Source organism: Lactobacillus delbrueckii subsp. delbrueckii DSM 20074 = JCM 1012 (genome assembly GCF_001433875.1).
Classification (GTDB): Bacteria; Bacillota; Bacilli; order Lactobacillales; family Lactobacillaceae; genus Lactobacillus; species Lactobacillus delbrueckii.
The window spans coordinates 1-22,993 of sequence record NZ_AZCR01000020.1 but is presented as its reverse complement, the minus strand read 5'-3'; the positions used below and the strand labels follow the sequence as shown (position 1 = coordinate 22,993).

Below are 22,993 nucleotides of genomic sequence, written 5' to 3'. Positions count from 1 at the left end.
GCAAGTTTGATTTCTTTAGTGTATTTAGTCATGAAAATAACCCCCGAAATTAGTGTCCTAATTTCGGGGGTCATATCACTCAGCCTCTTTTTCCAAAAATCCAGTTTAATAGTCGCCGTTCATGATCGTGTTCTTAACGATCACGTAGTCGACCCGCTTGATTGATTCCAGGTCCCGGCCACCGGCGTAAGAGATGGAAGACTGCAGGTCTTCCTTCATTTCTTCCAAGGTGTCAGCGATGCTGCCCCGGTAAGGGACCAGCATCTGCTTGCCTTCAACGTTGCGGTAGGAGCCCTTTTGCACTTCACTGGCTGAACCCCAGTATTGCTTGTAAGTCTTGCCGTCGATCTTGATCACGTTGCCCGGGGACTCTTCATGCCCGGCCAGCATTGACCCGATCATGACCATGCTGGCCCCGAAGCGAACAGACTTGGCGATGTCACCGTTGTGGCGGATCCCCCCGTCAGCGATCAAAGGCTTTCTGGCCACCTTGCTGCACATTCTGAGGGCAGCCAGCTGCCAGCCGCCAGTCCCGAAACCGGTCTTGAGCTTGGTGATGCAGGCCTTGCCCGGGCCAACCCCCACCTTGGTAGCGTCCGCGCCGGCATTTTCCAGTTCCCGGACGGCTTCCGGCGTTGCCACGTTGCCGGCCGTCAAGAAGGTGTCCGGCATTTTTTCCTTAATGTACTTGATCATGTCGATCACGTAGACTGAGTGCCCGTGGGCCACGTCGATCGTGGTGTATTCCGGGATCAAGTCCTTTTCCACCAATTCGTCGATGAAGTCATATTCATCGTCTTTGACGCCTACGGAAATCGATGCAAAAAGTCCCTTCTCATGCATCATCTTAATGAAGTCGGCCCGCTTTTCGGGCTGGAAGCGGTGCATGACATAGTAATAGCCATTTTGGGCCAGCCAGACCGCCAGCTTTTCGTCAATGACGCTTTCCATATTGGCGGGAACGACTGGGATCTTGAAAGTTCGGTTTCCAAACTTGACGCTCGTAGCACATTCCTTCCGGCTCTTCACGATGGCCTTGTTGGGCACCAGTTGGATATCATCATAATCAAACGCTTCCATGCTGAAATAATTGCTCATTTTTTGCCAGCTCCTTTTTAAAGTACCTTTGATACTTTACTGACATTTCCCATAAAAGTCAAGGCTCATTCGAACTATTCACGAACTTTTCGAAAACATTATTCGGATTTCTTGTTGACTAATTGCCCGGTAAATGCTAACCTTTCTAACGTAAGTTCTACGAAATATTCTTTGAGGTGAAAAAATGACATCAATCGCAGTTGTCGGCAGCCAATGGGGCGACGAAGGCAAGGGTAAGATTACAGACTTTTTAGGAACAACGGCAGACCTGTCAGTTCGCGCTAACGGCGGTAACAACGCTGGCCACACGATCGACTTTGACGGCAAGGAATTCAAGATGCGCGTGATTCCATCTGGGATCTTCGCGGCTAAATTGGGCGCCGTGATCGGCAACGGGGTGGTTATCAACCCTAAAGTCCTCCTGGGCGAACTGAACAACTTGGAAAAGAGCGGGATCGACACAAGCAACTTGAAGATCTCCAACCGCGCTCACGTCATCATGCCTTACCACGTAATGCAAGACACTTATGAAGAAGAAGCCAAGGGCAACCTGAAGGTCGGCACCACCAAGAACGGGATCGGGCCAACTTACATGGACAAGGCTTCCAGAATCGGCATCCGGGTCTGCGACCTGATCGATCCGGAAACTTTTGCGGAAAAGCTCCGCTTCAACCTGGAAAGCAAGAACGCCCTTTTCACCAAAGTTTACGGCAAGCCAGCCATGGACTTTGACGAAATCTACAACAAGTACGTTGAATACGGCAAGCGAATCGCCAAGTACGTTTGCGACACTTCCCTTTACGTCAACGACGCCCTGGACAAGGACGAAAAGGTCCTCTTTGAAGGTGCCCAAGGGATCATGCTGGACATCGACCAGGGTACCTACCCATTCGTAAGTTCTTCTAACTCAGTTTCCGGCGGGATCGCTTCTGGCAGCGGGATCGGGGCTAACCGAATCAAGACTGTCCTGGGCATCTGCAAGGCCTACACTACCAGAGTTGGTGCCGGCCCGTTCCCAACTGAACTGCACGATGAAACCGGCGACAAAATCCGGGACATCGCCCACGAATACGGTACTGTTACTGGTCGTCCGCGCCGGGTTGGCTGGTTTGACTCAGTTGCCCTCCGTCACGCTAAGCGCGTAGCCGGGATCAACGCCTTGAGCTTGAACCTGCTGGACGTCTTCAGCGGCTTTGACAAGATCAAGATCTGCGTGGCCTACGACTTAAACGGCAAGCAAATTGACTACTACCCAGCCAGCTTGAAGGAAGTTGAAGCCTGCCAGCCAGTTTACGAAGAACTGCCAGCCTGGGAAGAAGACATCACCGGCGCCAAGAGCTGGGAAGACCTGCCAGAAAAGGCCCAGGCCTTTGTCAAGCGGATCAGTGAAATCACTGGCATCCCTGTCGTGACTATTTCTGTCGGCCCAGACCGGGAACAAACCATCGTTTTGCAAGACCCATGGACTCTGTAAGACGGTAAAAAATATCAACACAAAAACCGTTTCGCCTGGCGAAACGGTTTTTCTTGTCTTTATATTTTCTTCTGCTGTTTACTACTTGACCGACAAAATGGTCACTTCATAGTCCCCCATTGGGGCTTCAACCGTCACCCGGTCTCCGGCCTTGTGCTTCATCAAAGCGTGGCCCAAAGGCGAGTCAAAGGGCAGTTTTCCGTCCCCTACGGCCTCTTCCATCCTGCCGACTATCCGGTATTCTTCGACCTCCTGGTCGTCTTCATAGCGGATTTCCACCTGCTTGCCCAGGTTGACCTTACCGTCGTTGACCGTTTCGATGACTTCCGCGTATTTCAGCTGCTTGTTCAAGTAGCGGACCCGGCTGTCCAGGTGGCGGAGTTCTCTTTTAGCGGTTGAATATTCAGTGTTTTCGGACAAGTCGCCCAGGGCCCGGGCCTCCTTCAGGTTCTGCACCCGGCGGGGCCGGTCAGCCTTCAAGGCCGCGATCTCGTCTTCAATCTGCTTGTAGCCCTCGGGAGTCATTTTCTGATAATATACCATGCTCGCCAGTCGCCTTTCACTTCTATTTTTAAATCATTATAGCCCGCCCAGGTCTTTTTGCCAAAGATTTTATTTAGCAGTCAAAAAAGCTGAGTGCTAATTACGCCATTTTTCCTAAAAGGGACTATAATATAGTTGTCGGGAAAGAAAGCGGCTCCGCCGCTTCTCTCCCCGCCTCTATTTGTAAAAAGCAATTTGCATAATTTGGTGAAGGGAAGTTTTAGATTATGACTAATGATTTAATGAACCGTTACAACGACTTGTTCGATCACATGGGCGACTGGCTCGACAAATTGGACAGCCACGCTTTCAGAAACATTTTGCAATCAGACGTTGCTGAAGATGAGCACGAATACACCGTCAAGATCGACGTGCCGGGGATGAGCAAGGATGACATCCACCTCTCCTACACTGACGGGATTTTGACGATTTCCGCCCACCGTAGCACTTTCAAGGATGACAGCGACAAGAAGAAGAACCTCTTGCGCCAGGAACGCAGCGAAGGGTCAGTTTCCAGAAGCTTCAGCCTGCCGAACGTTGACAAGAAAGGCATTAGCGCCAAGCTTGACGGGGGCGTTTTGACGGTTACCCTGCCAAAGGTAGCTCCAGAAGAAAACGCAGACACGATTACTATCGAATAAGCCCAGAGTGCTTAGAGAAGCCCGCTAGGGCTTCTTTTTTTGCCCTCTTTAGCGTAAGATTATTCTACAATCATCTATTGCTAAGGGAGATTTTTCATGACACACGAATTAAGCCCCCAGCTGCTGGAATCCTTCAGCCGGGACTTCAACGCTGATCCTAAAAATCAAGTAATTTCTCGGGCCGCCAGACGCAGCGGCCTCTTGGACGCCGCCCACAATCCGGCCGTCAGCCAGCGGCTGAACCGGACTTTTTCCATCGAGCTGGACACTGACAATGTCACCAACCAGCAGCAATCCGGCCGCTGCTGGCTCTTTTCAACCTTGAACGTGGTCCGGCACAATTTTGGCAAGGCCAACAAGGCTAAGAACTTCACCTTCTCCCAGAGCTACAACTTTTTCTGGGACAAGATTGAACGGGCCAACTACTTCTACGACCGGATCATTGCGACGGCTGACCGGCCTTTGACTGACCGGACAGTCCGCGGCTACTTTGACTGGTGCCAGACCGATGGCGGCCAGTGGCACATGGCGGCTTCCCTCATCGCCAAATACGGGGTAGTGCCAGCTTACGCCATGCCGGAAAGCTTCAACAGCAACCACAGCCAGGCTTTGGACATGGTTTTGGCCGACAAGGAAAGAAAAGACGCCTTGATCCTGCGCCGGCTGGCGCAAGCAGGCGACCAGGAAAAGTTGGAGGCGGCCCGGACCGACTTTTTAAGCCAGATCTACCGGATCATGGCTACGGCCTTGGGTGAACCGCCGAAGACTTTTGACCTAGAATTCAGAGACGACGACAAGAACTACCACTTGGACAAGGGCTTGACTCCGGTCCAGTTCTACAAAAAGTACTGCGCGACCGACCTGGACGACTATGTGGTTTTGGCTAATGCCCCAGACCATGAAATGAACCGGGTCTTGCACCTGGGCTTTGAAGACAACATTAAGGGCGGCTACCCTAACCTCTTCATCAACGTGCCGATGGAATATCTGGAAGACGCGGCGATTGCCCAGCTGAAGGACGGGGAAGCTGTTTGGTTCGGCAATGATGTTGGCCGGCAGATGGACCGCAAGACCGGCTTCATGGACCTGGATCTCTACCAGCTGGACCAGCTTTTGGACATCGACAGCCACTTGTCCAAGGCTGACCGCCTAGCTACCGGGATCGGGGAATCTTCCCACGACATGGCACTGGTTGGAGTTGACGTGGACGGCGGGCAAGTCCGGCAATGGAAGGTGGAAAACTCATGGGGCGACAAGTCCGGGGAAAAGGGCTACTTCACCATGAGCGCGGACTGGTTCAGAGAATACACCTACGAGGTCGCCGTGCAAAAGAAGCACGTGCCGGCTGAAATCCTGGACCTGCTCAAGAACCAGCCGATCGAACTTGATCCTTGGGATTCCTTAATTTAAGCAGGTATGTTAACATTGACTTGTTAATATTAAAACAAAAGGAGAAAAAAATATGAGTCATGAATTAACTCTGCAGGAATTGGCGGAATTCAGCGCCAATTTCAATGCTGACCCAAAGAACCAGGTTATCGCCCGTGCTGCCGCCAGAAGCGGCGTGCTTGAAGCATCCTACAATGAACGCGTGACTGGACGCCTGACCCGGGTCTTTTCAACTGAATTGCCAACGGACAACGTCACCAACCAAAAGCAGTCCGGCCGCTGCTGGCTTTTCTCAACCTTGAACGTCTTGCGCCACGACTTCGGCGCCAAGCATAAGGCCAAGAACTTTACCCTGTCCCAAAGCTACAACTTCTTCTGGGACAAGCTGGAAAGAGCCAACCTTTTCTATGAAAAAGTGATCGAAACCGCTGATAAACCATTAGACGACCGGGAAGTCCGCAGCTACTTCGACTTCGCCGGCCACGACGGCGGCCAATGGCACATGGCCATCTCTTTGGTCAAGAAGTATGGTGTCGTGCCAAGCTACGTTATGCCTGAAAGCTTCAACACTTCCGCTACTAACGGTTTGGCCAGCGCCCTGGCTGACAAGGAAAGAAAAGACGCCCTGGCCTTGCGCCGCCTGGCTCAAGCAGGTGACCAGGAAGGGCTGGAAAAGGCCCGCAAGACCTTCTTAAACGAAATCTACCGGATGGTTGCCATCGCCGTTGGTGAACCGCCAAAGACTTTTGACCTGGAATACAGAGACGACGACAAGAACTACCACTTGGAAAAGAACTTGACCCCAGTCTCCTTCTTCAACAAGTACTTTGACGTCGACCTGGACGACTACGTGGTCTTGACCAACGCCCCAGACCACGAATACGGCAAGCTCTACCACCTGGGCGCTGAAGACAACGTTGAAGGCGGCAGCCCGATCCTCTTCTTGAACGTGCCGATGGAATACCTGGAGCAAGCCGCTGTTGCCCAATTAAAGGACGGGGAAGCTGTCTGGTTCGGCAACGACGTCCTGCGGCAAATGGACCGTAAGACCGGCTACCTGGACACTGACCTCTACAAGCTGGAAGACCTCTTTGACATTGACCTTAGCCTGTCCAAGGCTGACCGCCTGGCTACCGGCGCTGGTGAAGTTTCCCACGCCATGACCCTAGTCGGGGTTGATGAAGATAAGGGCGACATCCGCCAATGGAAGGTGGAAAACTCCTGGGGCGACAAGTCCGGGGAAAAGGGCTTCTTCGTCATGAGCCACAACTGGTTCAAGGAATACGTCTACGAAGTCGTTGTCCACAAGAAATACTTGACCAAGGACCAGCAAGAGTTGCTCTCTTCAACTCCTGTTGAACTTGCTCCTTGGGACTCATTAGCCTAATGGGTACGCTGATTATCGTCTGCTTGATCTCGCTCGTCATGCTGGGCCTGGTCATCGCCGCCCTTCACCGAGATTAAGCACAAAAAAACCGCTCAGTTCTCTAACAGAACTTGAGCGGTTTTTACTTTGGACTTAATCCTTGCTCTTAAACTGGTCGCCGGCTAAAGTCCGGTAGAACTCAGCGTGAGCCGCGTTGTAGTATGGCACCAGCCAGAGGAAGCCGATCCCCAAGGACAGGCCGGCCAGAATGTTCCAGCCGATAAAACTCAATTCGAAGAACGAAAAATAGACGAAACACAAAAAAGAGAGCTCGCTGGAGCTCTCTCTCTTTATTTGCTTTATCAAACTACTTCTCGTAGCTTTGGGCAACCTTTTCGTAGTAGGCAACTTCATCGTCAGTACACTTAACAAAGTGGCCTGGACGGATTTCGTGCATGGACCGTTGGTCGTCCTTGCCGTCGCCTTCGAACTTGCCATATTCGTAATCGATCCGCTTCCGGGACCGTTCAATTTCCGGGTCTGGTTGCGGCACGGCAGAGATCAAACTCTTGGTGTAGTCGTGCAGCGGGTGTTCGTAAACTTCGTCAGCACTGCCGACTTCCAGCAGCTTACCGTAGTGCATAACCCCGATCCGGTCAGAGATGAACTTAACCATGGACAAGTCGTGGGCGATGAAGAGGTAAGTCAAGTCATGCTGCTTCTTCAAGTCGATCATCAAGTTGACAACCTGGGCTTGAATGGACACGTCCAAGGCTGAAATAGGTTCGTCGGCCACGATGAACTTCGGTTCAACGGCCAAAGCCCGGGCGATCCCGATTCTTTGCCGCTGACCACCGGAGAATTCGTGTGGGAAACGGGAAGCGTGGTTACGGTTCAAACCAACGGTTTCCAGCAGGTCTTCGACCCGCTTGCGCCGTTCTGCCTTGTCCTTAACCAAGTGGTGGATGTCCAGCCCTTCCGCGATAATGTCTTCAACCGTCATTCTTGGGTTAAGGGAAGCGTATGGGTCCTGGAAGATCATCTGCGCGTCGCGGCGGAAAGCCAATTGTTCGTCGCGGCCATGCAGCTTGGCCACATCCTTGCCTTCAAAGAGGACTTCACCGGACGTTGGCTTGTACAGCTGCAAAATTGACCGGCCAGTGGTGGTCTTACCAGAACCTGATTCACCAACCAGGCCGAAGACTTCACCTTCATAGATGTCGAAGCTGACGTCGTCGACACCCTTGGTGACGGTGCGTCCGTTCTTGAAGTATTGCTTCAAGTGCTTGACCTCTAAAATTTTTTTTCTTTCTTCTGGCATATTCTGCTTCTCCTTTAATCCTTGTCAGCTGCTTGCAATTCCTTGTAGTGTTCCCAGCGACGCACGATTTCATCAGGCGGAGTAACCTTTGGCGCGTCTGGGTGCAGGAGCCAGGTAGCAGCTTGGTGGGTTTCTGAAACCTTGAAGAACGGCGGCTTCATTTGCGCGTCGATCTTCATCGCGTACTTGTTTCTCGGGGCAAATGGGTCGCCCTTTGGCGGATCAAGCAAGTCTGGCGGGGTCCCTGGAATTGATTCCAGCTTTTCACTGGTCAGGGTCGGCATGGAGTTGATCAAGCCCCAAGTGTAAGGGTGTTGCGGGTTGTAGAAGATTTCGTCAACCGTCCCCTTTTCCAAAAATTCCCCGGCGTACATAACATTAACGCGGTCAGCCATCCCGGCAACGACACCCAAGTCGTGGGTGATGAAGATGATGGAAGTCTTGACCCTCTTTTGCAAGTCCTTCATCAAGTCCAGGATTTCAGCTTGCACAGTAACGTCCAAGGCAGTAGTTGGTTCGTCAGCCAAAAGAATTTCCGGTTCACAGATCAAGGCAATGGCGATAACGATTCTTTGCCGCATACCACCAGAGAATTGGTGCGGGTATTGGTTGATTCTTTCTTCAGCGTTCGAAATACCAACGGCCTTCATCATTTCCAAGGCCTTAGCCCAGGCTTCCTTCTTCGAAGCGCCCTTGTGCTTGATCAATGGTTCAGCAATCTGCTGGCCGATCTTCATGGTCGGGTCCAAAGAAGTCATTGGGTCCTGGAAGATCATGGCGATCTGGTTACCACGGATCTGCTGCCATTCCTTTTCGGAAATCTTCAGCAGGTCCTTGCCGTGGAAAAGGATTTGCCCACCCATGATCTGGGAGTTCTTGGCCAAAAGGCCGATGATGCTCCGGGTGGTAACGGACTTGCCTGAACCGGATTCACCAACGATCGCTAAAGTTTCACCTTCATCAAGGTGGAATGAAACGTCACGAATGGCCTTAACTTCACCAGCGTAAGTGTGGAAGTCAATCTTTAAGTTTTTAACGTCTAAAATTCTATTTGCCATATGTTCGTCTCCCTTATCTTTGACCCTTAGGGTCGAAGGCATCACGCAGACCGTCACCGAGCAGGTTAAAGGCAATCATCAAAACGCAGAGGACTGCTGCTGGGTACCACATTTGGTATGGCAGGAACTGGAAGTTCTTCTGCCCTTCGTTCAAAAGCACACCCAGTGAAGTTTCAGGCGCGGAAATACCGATACCGATGAAACTCAGGAAGGCTTCGAAGAAGATGGCACTCGGGATGGTGTACATGGTTTGAATGATGATGATACTGGACAGGTTTGGAATCAGGTGCTTGGTAGCGATCTTAAAGGTTGATTCGCCCAAGGACCGGGCTGCCAGAATGTATTCTTCATTCTTCAGCGACAAGGTCTCGGCCCGAATCTGCCGAGCCATGGTCGTCCATGAGGAAATGGCCAGGGCCAAGATGATGGAAGTGATGCCGGGCTTTAAGACAACCAGCATCAAAACAACGATAACCAGGGTAGGAACTGAAGAAATGATTTCGATAATCCGTTGCATGATGTTGTCAGTCATGCCGCCCTTCCAACCGGAGATGATCCCGTAGGCAACCCCGATGGCCAGGTCGAAGAAGGCCGCAACCACGGCAACGATCAAGGAGATCTTGGTACCGTAGATGATTCTTTGAGCCAATGACCGGCCCAGGTAGTCGGTCCCGGCAACGAAGTACTTGCCAGCTGGCACTGAAGCGTAAGCATCAGTCCAAACGCCGTTTTGCTTGATCTTCCCGTTCAAGCCGTTGAGCCAATCAAAGCCCTTCCACTTGGCCGGGAGGTTGGCGTATTGCGGAGCTGACTTAACCAAGCTGGAGTTGTTGATCCAGAAGCTGGAACCAAAAGCGATAACCACCATCACGATGATGATCACAGCGGAAATCATGGCTGCCTTGTTGCTCTTGAATCTGATCCACACGTTCTGCATGAAAGAAAGTGAGGGACCAGAAATGTGTTCCGCGCTTTGCGTGTCACCCTTTTCCACGTGTTCAAAGGATTCAGGTGTGATCTTTACGTTACTTGCGTCTTGATCCATTGATTTTAACCTCGCTTTCCGTTAGTCAGTCAGTCTGATCCGTGGGTCGATCAGACTGTACACGATGTCAGTGAGCAGCAGGATTACCACCAAACCGAAGCAGTAAACCATACTTACACCCATGATGGTCGGGTAGTCGTTAGTCAGGATTGACTTGGTGAACTGTTCCCCGATCCCAGGAATGTTGAAGATGTTTTCGATAACCATTGAACCAGTCATCAAAGCAACGGCGTATGGCCCGATCAAGGTAACCAATGGAATCATTGAGTTACGCAGGGTGTGCTTTCTGATGACTTCGATCCGGCTAAGACCCTTGGCCTTGCCCAGTTCAACGTAGTCGGAACTCAAGGTGTCGACCATTTCCGTTCTGATAAATCTGGCTGTTTCGGCCAGCGGCCCTACCGAGAGGGCGATCGTCGGCATGATCGTCTGTGCTGCTTCACCCCAGCCGGCGATTGGGAACCAGCCCAGCTTCAAGCCGATGTAGTATTGAAGCAATACCGCCAGAACGAAGTTAGGAACCGACTTACCGATGATGGAAACGATCGTCGCGGTGGAGTCGATCCAGGTACCTTGGTTCACGGCAGCGATTGAGCCGATGATGATCCCCAGGATAATCCCGACAACCAGAGCTTGCAGACCCAATTGAGCAGAAGCGCCCAAACGCGCCCCGATCAAGCTGGAAACAGGCTGGTTGCTGTATTGGAAGGAAATCCCAAAGTCACCATGCGCGGCGCCAGCCAGGTAAGTGATGTATTGTTCAATAACAGGTTTGTCCAAGCCGTATTGCTTGTTCATAATTGCCTTTTGGGTAGCCGTCATCTTTGCTTCGTTGGCGTACGGAGAACCTGGCATCATCTTCATTAAGAAGAAGGTAATCGTCGCAACGAGGAACAAAGTGAGGATCATGTAGAAAATACGTTTTAGTAAGTATTTAGCCATAGTATTGCTCCTTACACTTTTTCGCTTTAATCAGCATTACATTTTTAATATTTTTCTTATTATACCAAAAAATAAAGAAATTACCATACGATGATATAAAACTGTGCCCCTAAAAGTCAAGCACTACGGGCTTTTTGTCCGTTTTTCCCATCATTTGGCAACTAACTTAAACTTTGCTTTTTCTTTTTTGAGTCTATCTGGAACTTAGACTGACCTTTTTTAAAATAAGTGTTCGGCTAAGATAAAAATATTAGTCTTTTTTCCTGTAAAAACTAATTTTCTTAACTTTCAGCCAGCAGACATCTTTAGTGGCCTCCCTCCTTTAGCCCAAAAAATATCTTATTCCCGGATATAAATCCCGAAATAAAGAAAAAGTTGAGCGTTATTGCTAACGTCTCAACTTTTAATTATATATACCACGGTTAAATTTTAATTTTTAACCGCGTAAGTTGTCTTAAAGTCTGGGTATTCGCCGTTGAAGACCAGGTTCTTGATATTTGGTCTGATCATCCAGGCCTGACCCATGTGGTAAAGCGGGCTGATAGCTTCCTGGTCGATTAGGATCTTTTCCGCCTTGAGCAGGGCCTTGCGGCGCTTGGTCTTGTCCATGGTCAAAGAAGCCTTGACTGCCTTGTCGTATTCCTTGTTCTTCCACTTGCCGAAGTTGTAGGTCTGGCCAGACTGCATGTAAGCCAGGAAGTGGTATGGGTCTGGGAAGTCACTGGTCAAGCCGCCTAAAACGACGTCAAATTTATTGGCAATTTGGCGGGAAACCCGGGTCGTCTTTGGCAGGTTGTTGACGGAAACGGTCATCTTGCCGCCAAAAGCCTCAGTCAAGGCACTCTGGATGAATTCCGTCTGCTTCTTGTAGCTGTCGTCGTCGTCAGCCATCAGAGTAAAGGAAACCTTCTTGACGCCCAGTTCCTTCAAGGCCTTCTTGAAGTAACTGCGGGCGGACTTGAGGTCGTATTCCACGTACTTGTTCACGCTGGAGTTGGCACTTTCCGCTTCCTGGGCAAAATTCTTCCCGTCTAAAACCACGTTGGTGGCTGAGAAGGTCTTGGCCTGGGTGTTGTAGGTACCGATCGTGGACAAGAGCTGCTTGCGGTTGATAGCCATGGAGATGGCCCGGCGCAAGTTGACATTACGGAAGATCTTTTTCTTCTTGTAGTTGTAGCAGAGGTAGGTGGTGTTGCCCAAGGTCAGAACCCGGTAGCCCTTCTTGTCCTTCATTCTCTTAGCTGCCTGGGTGTCCAAGATGGCCGCGTCCAGCTTCCCGGTCTGGTAGAGGTTGTAGTCAGTTGACGGGGTCTTCTGGACACTGTAGTTGATCGTCTCCAGCTTAACTGCCTTCTTATCCCAATAATACGGGTTCTTAGCCAGCTTCCAGGTCAGGTTGGACCCAGTCCAGCCCACGGACTTGAAAGGCCCGTTGTAGACGGCATAGACGGATTTGGTACCGTAGCGCTTGCCGTACTTCTTGACAGCTTTGGAGTCCAGCGGCTTCAAGCTGATGGCCGTAACGACCTTAAAATAAGGAATCTTCTTTTCAAAAGTCACAACCAGCTTGTATTTGCCTTCGGCCTTGACACCCAGGCTGGACGGCTTCTTCTTGCCTTCAGAGATCTTGATAGCATTCTTGATGCCTTCGTAGTTGTTGACCTGGCTGGAAGCAGTCTTGGGGTCAACCTGCCGGCGCCAGGCATAAACGAAATCTTCCGCCGTTACCGGGTCCCCGTTTGACCACTTGGCGCCCTTTCTTAAGTAAAAGGTCCAGGTCAAGCCGTCTTTAGAGGTCGTGCTCTTGGTAGCCACGCCCGGAACGGTTTTGGAGTTTTCGCCCAGCCGGTAGAGGCCTTCATAGGTATTAGCGATCTGTTCCTCACTGGCTGTATCGTCGGCCTTGGCCGGGTCCAGGCTTTCCAGTTCAGAAGTGGTCATCCAGTTGATTGACTTTTCATATCCGCTGCTGGACACAGGCTTGGCCGACTTGGTCGCGGTCTTGCTGCAGGCTGCCAGCAAGAAGGCGCCGGATACGGCGACAGTTGCCGTCAGAAGCTTTTTAAAATTACTCACTGTTTTGTCCTCTCTTGGCCAAAAAACTTTTTTGTAAAACACATTTTTAGCAATCCATCAGTATCTAATCATTTTTTCATTATAGAAGATTTCCAGGCTTTTGACAATTCTAAATTTACCAGCAAAGAGAAATAGCCAGAATTGTATATAGCAAAAAGAAAACGGAGCCAGGGCTCCGTTTTCTAAAAAATCTGTCAGCTTAATTTGCTGCTTTCCAGACTACTTAAACTACTTGATGTAGGCTTCCTTGAAGTTGTAAGGTGAGCCGGCACCGTTGAAGACAACGCCCTTGACGCTGGTCTTAACCAGGGTAGCTTCGTTGGTGTAATACAGCGGGGTAAAACCCAACCCCTTGGTCTTCCAGCAGGGCCCGTTCAGCAGCCACCATTGCCTTCCAGCGGGTTGCGGTTGACCCAGTGGTCTTGGACAGGGAGATGGCCTTACGCAGGTTGGCGTTGGCTAAGTTCTTGTCCTTGGCGATGTTGTATTGCAGGTACTTGGTTGAGGCAAACTTTCTGACAGTCCAGCCGGTCGTCCCCTTAAGCTGCTTGCTTTGTTGGGCGTTCAAGTTGGTTTCGAGAAGATGTAGAAGCCCATCAACAGCTTGAAGTATGGGATTCTCCGGTCCAGGGTCACCGTCAGCTTGTACTTGCCGTCAGCCTTGATGCCCAAAGTGTTGACTGCCTTCTTGCCGGCAACGATCGCGTCAGCGTTCTTGATGCCGGAGAACAGGTAGGCGTATTCAGAAGCAGTCTTTGGGTTGACCGTTCTTCTCCAGGAGTAGACGAAGTCCTGGGCGGTAACTTCATCCCCGTTGGCCCATTTACGCCCTTGCGGAGGTTGAAGGTCCAGGTCTTGCCGTCAGAGCTTTCCTTCCAGCTCTTGGCGATCCCCGGGGTTGGCTTGGCATTGTTGCCCAGCCTGATCAAACCTTCCATGACATTGTTGAACTGGTCAGCGTCGTAACGGTCGGTAGCCTTGGACGGGTCCATGGTCGTCAATTCGGCAGCTTCCGTCCAGGACAATTTTTGTGCCTTGGATGATGAGCTTGACTTGCTTGATGAGCTGCCACAGGCTGCCAGAAGCTCAGCTGAGGCGAGCAAAACTGAGCCGGTAGCGAATAACTTCTCTTTTCTCATAATTGCACCTCGTTTTATTAAAAGGCAAACTTAGATTGTGCTGAAATTAAAAGCTATAACTTAAATATAATTATAATGGGGATTTTTTAATTTTTTACCCCTTTTTAAAAATAAAAACAGGCAAAAAGAAAACGCCTTCCGGCGTTCTCTTCTAAGCTTTAGCTAGCTTGTTTTTACTTGATGTAGGCGTCCTTGAAGTTCCAAGTCCCACGGTTTTGGATGACGTTCTTGACGCTTGGACGGATCATCCAGACATTAGTGTCGTAGTACAATGGTGAGATCCCGGCATCCTTCAGCAGGATGGTTTCAGCCTTGCTCAGATCGCTCCAGCGCTTGCTTGCGGAAGCAGTAGTCTTGGAGTCAGCAACCAGCTTGTCGTAAGTTTCGTTCTTCCACTTCCCGTTGTTTTCTGGGTTGGTTGAAGTGAACAGGTCCAGGAAGGAGATCGGGTCGGCGAAGTCGGCGCTCCAACCGGAGACAACGATGTCAAAGTTGCCGGCAGTTGACCGGGACAGACGGGTCTTGAATGGCAGGTTTTGCACGCTGACGCTGACCTTGCTGCCGAAGGTTGATTCGAAGTTGGACTGCAAAGCTTCAGTGGTCTTGTTGCCGGCATCAGTGTCGTCAGACAGGATCTTGAAGCTGAACTTGCTTACGCCCAGTTCCTTCAAGCCCTTGTTCATGTACTTAACGGCTTCACTCTTGTTCGGGTTAGCCGGGTACAGGCTTTCAGCTGAGCTTGGGATCAGCTTGGTGTAGTCTTCCCCGTTGACGTTGGTCAATTGGGTTGGAGTCAAAGTGTCGGCTGGCTGGTTGTTGCCGCCCAGAGTGGTGGTCAGGCCCTTCCGGTTAACCGCCAATGACAAGGCTTTGCGGACGTTAGCGTTGGCCAGGTACTTGTTCTTGGCAATGTTGAATTGCAGGTAGAAGGTCGCGCCTTGGTTAAGTTCAGTGTAACCCTTTTGGTTCTTCAATTGCTTGGTTTGTGAAGAGTCCAAGGCAGTGGCGTCCAGCTTGTTTGACTGGTAGAGGTTGTAGGCAGTTGATGGCGTCTTTTGAACAGTCCACTTGATAGCATCAAGTTTAACGTCCTTCTTGTCCCAGTAGTATGGATTCTTGACCATCTTCCATGACAAATTGGAGCCAGTCCAGCCAACATGCTTGTATGGACCGTTGTAGAGCATGTACTTGGAAGCCGTACCGTACTTAGAACCGTACTTCTTGACCGTCTTTTCTGATTGCGGGAAGAAGACAGCAAAGCCCATCAGCTTATCAAAGTAAGGAATCCGGCGTTCCAAAGTGATGACCAGCTTGTACTTGCCAACAGCCTTGATTCCCAAAGTGTCAACCTTCTTCTTGCCTGCAACGATTTGATCAGCATTCTTGATCCCGCTGAAGAGATAAGAATATTGAGAAGCAGTCTTTGGGTCAACCGTTCTACGCCATGAGTAAACAAAGTCCTTGGCGGTCAATTCGCTGCCGTCGCTCCACTTGGACTTGCGCAGGGTATAGGTATAAGTCTTACCATCCTTGGAGACCTTTTCGCTGGTTGCCAAGCCCTTTTCCAACTTGGAGTTCTTGCCCAAACGGTACAAACCTTCCAAGGTGTTTGACAATTGGTTGAAGGAAGCCGCATCGGTGGCCTTTGAGAGGTCCATCGTTGGAATTTCGGCTGAGTCCATCCAGGTCAAGGTCTTCTTGCTGCTGGATGAAGAAGAACTGCTATTGCTGCCACAAGCAGCGAGCAACGCTGCTGAAGCCAGAACCGTGGCTCCCAGGCTTAAAGTCTTAGATAATTTCATCTTTTTCTCCTTGCTTTTACTGACTGTTCCAGCGCCTACACAAATTAAAGCTCTACAGCAGCATTTAATGATATTTTCATTATAGTTCTTTGCTTATGCTTCTTCAAGTATTTTTAAGAAAAAGCGCTATTTTATTTCAACAATCTAAATATCCAAAAACAGATACAAGTCAATCTAAAAATACTTATAGGACAAAAAAGAAGAGGCTGAGCCTCTTCTTTTTGCTTGATTACTTGATGTAGGCGTCCTTGAAGTTCCAAGTCCCACGGTTTTGGATGACGTTCTTGACGCTTGGACGGATCAAAGCAGCGTTAGTGTTGTAGTAAAGCGGAGCAACACCGACATTGTTCAGCAGGATGTCTTCTGCCTTAGTCAAGTCGTCCCAACGCTTGCTGGTTGAAGCTGTAGTCTTGGAGTCAGCGATCAGCTTGTCGTAGGAAGTGTTCTTCCACTTACCGTTGTTTTCTGGGTTAGTTGAAGTGAACAGGTCCAGGAAAGAGATCGGGTCAGCGAAGTCTGCACTCCAGCCGGAGACAACGATGTCGAAGTTGCCGGCAGTTGACCGTGACAGACGGGTCTTGAATGGCAGGTTTTGAACTGAAACGCTAACCTTGTTGCCGAAGGTTGATTCGAAGGTTGATTGCAGGAATTCAGTAGTCTTCTTGCCGGCGTCAGTGTCGTCAGACAGGATCTTGAAGCTGAACTTGCTTACGCCTAATTCCTTCAAGCCCTTGTTCATGTACTTAACGGCTTCCTTCTTGTTGGTTGAAGCTGGGTAGAAGCTTTTAGCAGACTTGGAGATCCGCTTAGTGTAGTCTTCACCGTTAACGTCAGTCAATTGAGTTGGAGTCAAAGTGTTGGCTGGAACACTGTTGCCGCCCAGGGATGAAGTCAAGCCCTTCCGGTCAACAGCAAGTGACAAGGCCTTGCGGATGTTGGCGTTGGCCAGGTACTTGTTCTTGGCAACGTTGAACTGCATGTAGAAGGTAGCACCTTGGTTCAAGGTTACGTAGCCCTTCTGGTTCTTCAATTGCTTGACTTGTGAAGCATCCAGGCCAGTGTAGTCCAGCTTGTTTGACTGGTACAAGTTGTAAGCAGTTGATGGAGTCTTTTGTACGCTCCAAGTGATCGTGTCAAGCTTGACGTTCTTCTTATCCCAGTAGTATGGGTTCTTGACCATCTTCCAAGACAGGTTTGAGCCAGTCCAGCCAACTTGCTTAAATGGCCCGTTGTAGAGCATGTACTTAGAAGCCGTACCGTACTTAGAACCGTACTTGGCAACAGCCTTTTCTGACTGCGGGAAGAAGACAGCAAAGCCCATCAGCTTGTCGAAGTAAGGAATCCGGCGTTCCAAAGTGATGACCAGCTTGTACTTGCCAACAGCCTTGATGCCCAGAGTTTCAGGCTTCTTCTTGCCGGCTACGATCGCGTCAGCGTTCTTGATCCCGGAGAAGAGGTAGGAATATTGAGAAGCAGTCTTTGGGTCAACAGTTCTGCGCCATGAGTAGACGAAGTCCTTGGCAGTCAGTTCGCTGCCGTCGCTCCACTTGGACTTGCGCAGGGTGTAAGTGTAAGTCTTACCGTCCTTAGAAACCTTTTCGCTGGTTGCCAAAGCCTTTTCCAGCTTGGAGTTCTTGCCCAAACGGTACAAACCTTCCATAGTGTTTGACAACTGGTTGAAGGAAGTAGCGTCAGTGGCCTTGGACAAGTCCATGGTTGGGATTTCAGAAGCAACCGTCCAGTTCAAAGTCTTCTTTGAAGAAGAGGATTCCTTACTGCTGTTGCTGCCACAGGCAGCCAAGAGAGCAGCTGATGCCAGCACAGTTACACCAACGCTCAAAGTCTTAGATAACTTCATCTTTTTTCTCCTTATAACACATATTTGTTTGGGCTGAAAAGATGGCCAACACAGCTTAAAGCCGTCCCTCAGTCAACACGATAAATTAATTATAATTCTAAGTTAGACTCTTTTCAAGGACTAACTTAAAGAAAAATAAATTTTTGCCGAAAAAATAAGCGAAAAATAACAAGAAAAAAGATAAAAAAGAAGCGGCCGTACGGTCGCTTCTTGTCAAATTCTTTTAATTTTGCTGTTATACCGCTACTTGCTGCTGGTGATGTAGGCGTTCTTGAAGTTCCAAGTCCCCCGGTTCTGGATGACGCCCTTGACGCTCGGCCGGATTAAAGACGCGGTCGTGCTGTAGTAACACCGGCATCCTTAAGCAGGATGTTTTCTGCCTTAGTCAGGTCGCTCCAGCGCTTGCTGGTTGAAGACGTGGTCTTGGAGTCAGCGATCAGCTTGTCATAAGTTGCGTTCTTCCACTTACCGTTGTTTTCAGAATTGGTGAAAGTGAACAGGTCCAGGAAGGAGATCGGGTCGGCAAAGTCGGCGCTCCAGCCGGAGATGACAAGGTCAAAGTTGCTGGAAGTTGACTGGGAAAGACGGGTCTTGAACGGCAGATTCTGGACGGTGACGCTGACCTTGCTGTCGAAGGTGGCTTCGATGTTGGACTGCAGCAGTTCCGCTGTCTTCTTGCCGGAGTCAGTGTCGTCAGCCAGGATCTTGAAGCTGAACTTGCTTACGCCCAATTGCTTCATGCCCTTGTTGAGGTACTTAACCGCCTCGCTCTTCTTGGTTGAGGACGGGTAGAGGCTTTCAGCTGATGATGAAAGCAGCTTGGTGTAGTCCTTGCCGTTGACATCGGTTAAGCCTGGCGGGGTCAGAGTATTGGCCGCCACGTTCCACGTTGTTGCCACCAAGTGATGAAACCAGTCCCTTCCGGTTGACGGCCAAAGAGATGCCTTTCCGGATGTTGGTGTTGGCCAGGTACTTGTTCTTGGCAATGTTGAACTGCATGTAGAAGGTTGCCCCCTGGTTCAAGGTGGTGTAGCCCTTGGTTGACTTCAGCTGCTTGGTTTGTGAGGAGTCCAGGCTGGTGTAGTCAAGCTCGCCGCTTTGGTAAAGGTTGTAAGAAGTTGATGGCGTCTTTTGCACACTCCAAGTGATCGTGTTCAGCTTGACGCTCCTCTTGTCCCAATAGTACTTGTTCTTAACCATCTTCCAGGAAAGATTGGACCCGGTCCAGCCCTTTTGCACGAATAGACCGTTGTAGATCATGTACTTGGAAGCCGTACCGTATTTAGAGCCGTACTTCTTGACCGCCTTTTCAGACTGCGGGAAAAAGACCGCAAAGCCCATCAGCTTGTCAAAGTAAGGAATCCGCCGTTCCAAAGTGATAACCAGCTTGTACTTGCCGACAGCCTTGATCCCCAAGCTGTTGACTGACTTCTTGCCAGCTACGATGGCATCGGCATTTTTAATCCCGGAGAAAAGGTAAGAATACTGGGAAGCCGTCTTCAGGTTAACCGTTCTTCGCCAGGAGTAGACGAAGTCCTTGGCCGTAACTTCCGTACCGTCGCTCCACTTGGAATTGCGCAGGGTATAAGTGTAAGTCAAGCCGTCTTTAGAGACCTTCTCGCTGGTTGCCAGCCCCTTTTCCAATTTAGAGTTCTTGCCAGCCGGTAGAGCCCTTCCATGGTGTTGGAGATCTGGTTGAAGGAAGTAGCGTCCGTGGCCTTGGACAAGTCCATGGTCGGGATTTCTGACGCGACCGTCCAGTTCAAGGTCTTTCTGGTCGACTTGGAAGATGAGGAACTTGAGCCGCAGGCCGCCAGCATTAAAGCAGATAATGTTACCGCTGCTCCAGCTCCTAAAAATTTGGAAACTTTCATTGTGCTTTCTCCTTACTTGTCTATACTGATGATTGACTCACATGTCTAACCAAAAGTTTAATGTTTGTGTTAAAGAAAAGCGAGGATAGTTTCATTTGAAATCCATCTGTTATTTCCAGGATCAATTGGTATAGCAAGGATTCTCGGCATTATTTAAATGTTTCTGTATTTTCTTAATAAGAGGTAAGCTTCTTTAAATTTAATCTAAATCCCATTCATGTCTAAATTCACGGACAAAATCCCGCATGTATTCTGTCCGCCGGCGGGCTTCTTTTTGGGCCGCCCGGCTGTTCATCAGCCCTTCCAGCTTAAAAATCTTTTCATAAAAATGATTGATCGTAGTTTCTTCATGATTCCGGTATTGATCATGGCTGACCAGTTCCATCGGCGGGATTTCCGGATCGTAGATCTTGTCATCGTGCTTGCCGCTGTAAACGAAGGCCCGGGCTATCCCCATGGCCCCCAAAGACTCCAGCCGGTCGGCATCCTGGACGTACTCTCCTTCTAAAGAGAGCCGGTAGTGGCGGTCAATATTTTTGGAAAAAGACATGTGCTCGATCGCGAAAAAGACATTGTCCTGGTCGCTTGCGCTTAAGCCAGCAGTCGTAAAGACTTCCCGCAATTTGGCTAAAACTTCACTTGGGTTTGGGCAAACCTTCTCATCGATCGTGTCGTGGACAAAGCCCGCCGTATAAGCAATATCCCGGCTCTTTTGCCCAGCCTCCGGGTGATCCGCCAGCAGCATTCTTTCAGCCAAGACTGCCACCCGCTTGCCGTGGTAATAGTCATGCCCCGTTCTTTCTTCAGCCAGGTTTTCTTTGACAAAATCCGCGATCAGTTTCCGTTCCATTTTTACCTCCATGTATGCTGTAATTACTTAAACTTCCCACTTACAAAAGTGGGCTTGTACCTTGAAAATTCAATAGTTTAGCCAATAAAAAAGCACAAGGCCTTTGTTCGCTTGATATAATTAAGTCGACCAAAACATCATCAATATCAAACGAAAGGCTTGTGCTATGTCTAGTTTACCATTATTCGATACTAAGAACGAACCTAAAATTGCCCGTTCTGTTGAAAAGTTCTTCAAGGACTACAAAGTTATGGAACTTCTCCGTAGATGTGGGCTCCGCAAGTCCAAAGGAATCCCGCTTTGGTCGATCCTTTCATCTAAAATGCTCATAATGTAATACCTACGAATTTTTGTTATTTTGTCTCTAAGATTTTTAGTGTGTTAGTGTGTTATATATAAATTTATGAAATTCAGTATAGTATAGGGTAGCAATAAAAAATGGAAGAGGGTAATTTAATCCTCTTCCATTACTGACATTTGAAATCTGTTTTGATTTTGATGCCGCAGCTGCAATATATAAAATAGCAGCAAAAAGAGTTTATCTTGAATAAACGATGTTACTATTATCAATGTCTGAAAAAAGGGTATAATATCCCTATATTAGGCTAATATGGCAGCAATAACTCCGTTTTTATTCACGATAAACTCTCAACTCCCTATAATATAATCAATAGTCATTTATATTATTATATAGTTTTTAGAAATTTGTAAACATCTATAGTTAAAATAACAAAAATTAAATTAAGGCAAATAAAAAAGGAGACCCTAAGGCCTCCCCGAAAACTATCTATAATTATTGTAATTATTGTTGTTGAAGTTTCTTCTTTCCTGTTTTCTTGCTTTTCTGCATTCAGGGCATCTCTGAGGTTCGTTATCGAAACCCTTTTCCTTGTAGAATTCCTGTTCACCCTCAGTGAATACGAATTCCTTGTGGCAATCTTTACATACTATAGTTTTATCTTGCATTTAAATATCTCCTCTTCATTATGGATTAAGCTAATTAGGGTTCATATCATATCTCCAAAAATGAAGAGTGAAATGCACAAAAATTGGTTAAGCCATTGATTTACCAATGCAACACATACTATATCATATGATTTAAAAAAATGCAAGAAACATAAAAAACTTTATTATATCTTAAACTTCCCACTTACAAAAGTGAGCTTGTACCTTGAAAATTCAATAGTGTAGCTAATAAAAAAGCACAAGGCCTTTGTTCGCTTGATACAATTAAGTCGACCAAAACATCATCAATATCAAACGAAAGGCTTGCGCTATGTCTACCATCATTCGATACTGAAAACGAACCTAAAATTGCCCGTTCTGTTGAAAAGTTCTTCAAGGACTACAAAGTTATGGAGCTTCTCCGTAGATGTGGGCTCCGCAAGTCCAAAGGAATTCCACTTTGGTCGATCCTTTCATACATCTTCAGTAATGTGTTTCCAGACAGAAGCATGTACATGCAACAGAAGTCTGGCAGGTGTACTGCTGGCTTCTCCAAAAAACACCTACTATCGATTCATGCAGAACCCACATATCAACTTTCGCCTCACTATTCTGCTAGCTGAGAGGATCGTCAATGGGCACCTGAAAGATCTGACTTCTGACCAACGTGCCGATTGCTTCATCTTTGACGATTCGCTCTACTCTAGAACTGGATACAAGAAGACTGAATTGGCTGCCAAAGTATTTGACCACGTTTCGATGACCTACAAAAAGGGCTTTCGGATGATGACCATGGGTTGGACTGATGGATCCTCCTTCGTTCCAATCGCTTCATCACTCTTGTCCTCAAAGAACGATCAGAATGTCATCGGGACGACTAAGAAGATCGACAAGCGCACAATCGCGGCCAAGAGGCGGATTATGGACCAATCAAAGGGGACCGATGTAGTTATCCAGATGCTCGATCAAGCCTTGAAAGCAGGGCTCACTGCCAAGTACGTCATGTTTGACACTTAGTTCTCCAATCCTCATCAGATTGTTCAAATCAGTCAACGTGGTTTGAACGTAATCGCCATGGTGAAGAAGAGCTCCAAGATCACATACGAGTTCGAAGGAAAGCGGACGAACGTCAAGCAGATCCTCAACACATGCAAGAAGCGTCGAGGCCGTTCAAGATATCTCCTATCAGTCCCTGTAAAGGTTGGAGATCCTGCCAAAGATGGTGCCCAGATTGATGCCAGAATAGTCTGCGTAAGAAATCGCTCCAGCCGCAAAGACTGGATCGCTCTCATTTGCACGGACATGACGATCGATGAAAATGAGATCATCAGAATTTACGGCAAAAGATGGGATATCGAGGTCTTCTTCAAGACCTGCAAGAGTTTCTTGAAGCTCGGTACTACTGCCCATACGGCTTTCGTCTTTCTGCGCTATATGTTCATGTCAGCTGAGAAGCGAGATGATGAAGATGATAGGACAATAGGCGAGCTCTTTTCTACTCTAAGTCAAGTGTTATCAACGATTTTAGGCAATTTTATTTTGAAATAAGAGCTCGATCGGGAAATGACTCCT

The 22,993-nt window shown here is 48.8% G+C and carries 17 protein-coding genes and 4 pseudogenes; 7 read left to right on the top strand and 14 right to left on the bottom strand.

Annotation, left to right across the window (positions count from 1 at the left end; all coding sequences use genetic code 11):
* Window positions 1-105: 105 nt before the first annotated feature.
* Window positions 106-1,098: a GMP reductase gene (locus FD23_RS04505; RefSeq protein WP_025895785.1), complete on the bottom strand. Its 993-nt coding sequence runs from the start codon at window positions 1,096-1,098 to the stop codon at window positions 106-108.
* Window positions 1,099-1,282: 184 nt separating this feature from the next.
* Here FD23_RS04505 and FD23_RS04500 point away from each other — a divergent pair, with 184 nt between their 5' ends.
* Entirely contained in the window at window positions 1,283-2,572 is a 1,290-nt protein-coding gene (locus FD23_RS04500) for an adenylosuccinate synthase (RefSeq protein WP_052933539.1), read from the top strand.
* A gap of 81 nt (window positions 2,573-2,653) precedes the next feature.
* Here the strand turns inward: FD23_RS04500 and greA are convergent, their stop codons facing one another.
* Window positions 2,654-3,115 carry a transcription elongation factor GreA gene (greA, locus tag FD23_RS04495; RefSeq protein WP_002877232.1) on the bottom strand — a complete coding sequence of 154 codons (462 nt, stop codon included), beginning with the start codon at window positions 3,113-3,115 and terminating at the stop codon, window positions 2,654-2,656.
* A 227-nt stretch (window positions 3,116-3,342) separates the two neighbouring features.
* Here greA and FD23_RS04490 point away from each other — a divergent pair, with 227 nt between their 5' ends.
* The 3 genes from FD23_RS04490 to FD23_RS04480 all read left to right on the top strand — a co-directional run bounded on the left by FD23_RS04490 (window position 3,343) and on the right by FD23_RS04480 (window position 6,532).
* The gene (locus tag FD23_RS04490) at window positions 3,343-3,756 is read left to right on the top strand and encodes an Hsp20/alpha crystallin family protein (protein ID WP_002877230.1); all 414 of its coding nucleotides are present in this window, start codon (window positions 3,343-3,345) and stop codon (window positions 3,754-3,756) included.
* 96 nt (window positions 3,757-3,852) lie between these two features.
* Window positions 3,853-5,166 carry a C1 family peptidase gene (locus FD23_RS04485; protein ID WP_025895783.1) on the top strand — a complete coding sequence of 438 codons (1,314 nt, stop codon included), beginning with the start codon at window positions 3,853-3,855 and terminating at the stop codon, window positions 5,164-5,166.
* A 52-nt stretch (window positions 5,167-5,218) separates the two neighbouring features.
* On the top strand, window positions 5,219-6,532 hold the full coding sequence (locus FD23_RS04480) for a C1 family peptidase (protein WP_052933538.1): 1,314 nt from the start codon (window positions 5,219-5,221) through the stop codon (window positions 6,530-6,532).
* Between the two features lie 132 nt (window positions 6,533-6,664).
* On the opposite strand, the gene FD23_RS10375 is transcribed toward FD23_RS04480, so the two are convergent.
* The 10 genes and pseudogenes from FD23_RS10375 to FD23_RS09670 all read right to left on the bottom strand — a co-directional run bounded on the left by FD23_RS10375 (window position 6,665) and on the right by FD23_RS09670 (window position 19,572).
* Window positions 6,665-6,832, bottom strand: coding sequence for a DUF975 family protein (locus FD23_RS10375; RefSeq protein WP_155760718.1), 168 nt, complete (start codon window positions 6,830-6,832; stop codon window positions 6,665-6,667).
* Between the two features lie 46 nt (window positions 6,833-6,878).
* Window positions 6,879-7,832 (bottom strand): ABC transporter ATP-binding protein, encoded by a 954-nt coding sequence (locus tag FD23_RS04475; RefSeq protein ID WP_025895782.1) that lies wholly within the window; start codon window positions 7,830-7,832, stop codon window positions 6,879-6,881.
* A 14-nt stretch (window positions 7,833-7,846) separates the two neighbouring features.
* Window positions 7,847-8,890 (bottom strand): ABC transporter ATP-binding protein, encoded by a 1,044-nt coding sequence (locus FD23_RS04470; RefSeq protein WP_013439040.1) that lies wholly within the window; start codon window positions 8,888-8,890, stop codon window positions 7,847-7,849.
* 13 nt (window positions 8,891-8,903) lie between these two features.
* Window positions 8,904-9,935 (bottom strand): ABC transporter permease, encoded by a 1,032-nt coding sequence (locus FD23_RS04465; RefSeq protein WP_052933537.1) that lies wholly within the window; start codon window positions 9,933-9,935, stop codon window positions 8,904-8,906.
* A 21-nt stretch (window positions 9,936-9,956) separates the two neighbouring features.
* A complete protein-coding gene (gene opp3b, locus FD23_RS04460) occupies window positions 9,957-10,877 on the bottom strand; it encodes an oligopeptide ABC transporter permease (RefSeq protein ID WP_011543589.1) in 921 nt (306 codons plus the stop codon).
* 429 nt (window positions 10,878-11,306) lie between these two features.
* On the bottom strand, window positions 11,307-12,953 hold the full coding sequence (locus tag FD23_RS04455; protein WP_025895780.1) for a peptide ABC transporter substrate-binding protein: 1,647 nt from the start codon (window positions 12,951-12,953) through the stop codon (window positions 11,307-11,309).
* Window positions 12,954-13,377: 424 nt separating this feature from the next.
* Window positions 13,378-14,092, bottom strand: a pseudogene (locus FD23_RS11045) (ABC transporter substrate-binding protein); the annotation flags it as partial.
* A gap of 173 nt (window positions 14,093-14,265) precedes the next feature.
* On the bottom strand, window positions 14,266-15,894 hold the full coding sequence (locus FD23_RS04440) for a peptide ABC transporter substrate-binding protein (protein WP_052933536.1): 1,629 nt from the start codon (window positions 15,892-15,894) through the stop codon (window positions 14,266-14,268).
* Window positions 15,895-16,123: 229 nt separating this feature from the next.
* On the bottom strand, window positions 16,124-17,752 hold the full coding sequence (locus FD23_RS04435) for a peptide ABC transporter substrate-binding protein (protein ID WP_052933535.1): 1,629 nt from the start codon (window positions 17,750-17,752) through the stop codon (window positions 16,124-16,126).
* A gap of 243 nt (window positions 17,753-17,995) precedes the next feature.
* Window positions 17,996-19,572, bottom strand: a pseudogene (locus FD23_RS09670) (peptide ABC transporter substrate-binding protein).
* On the opposite strand from FD23_RS09670, the gene FD23_RS10370 reads away from it, so the two are divergent.
* The gene (locus FD23_RS10370; protein ID WP_080988390.1) at window positions 19,484-19,675 is read left to right on the top strand and encodes a hypothetical protein; all 192 of its coding nucleotides are present in this window, start codon (window positions 19,484-19,486) and stop codon (window positions 19,673-19,675) included. The pseudogene FD23_RS09670 and the gene FD23_RS10370 overlap by 89 nt on opposite strands.
* Window positions 19,676-19,825: 150 nt before the next feature.
* Here the strand turns inward: FD23_RS10370 and FD23_RS04425 are convergent, their stop codons facing one another.
* Entirely contained in the window at window positions 19,826-20,476 is a 651-nt protein-coding gene (locus FD23_RS04425) for an HD domain-containing protein (protein ID WP_025895779.1), read from the bottom strand.
* A 166-nt stretch (window positions 20,477-20,642) separates the two neighbouring features.
* On the opposite strand from FD23_RS04425, the pseudogene FD23_RS11040 reads away from it, so the two are divergent.
* A pseudogene (locus FD23_RS11040) lies at window positions 20,643-20,792 on the top strand (transposase); the annotation flags it as partial.
* Between the two features lie 467 nt (window positions 20,793-21,259).
* On the opposite strand, the gene FD23_RS04420 reads toward FD23_RS11040, so the two are convergent.
* On the bottom strand, window positions 21,260-21,442 hold the full coding sequence (locus FD23_RS04420; protein ID WP_025895777.1) for a zinc-ribbon domain-containing protein: 183 nt from the start codon (window positions 21,440-21,442) through the stop codon (window positions 21,260-21,262).
* 287 nt (window positions 21,443-21,729) lie between these two features.
* On the opposite strand from FD23_RS04420, the pseudogene FD23_RS11035 reads away from it, so the two are divergent.
* Window positions 21,730-22,945, top strand: a pseudogene (locus FD23_RS11035) (IS4 family transposase); the annotation flags it as partial.
* Window positions 22,946-22,993 lie beyond the last annotated feature (48 nt).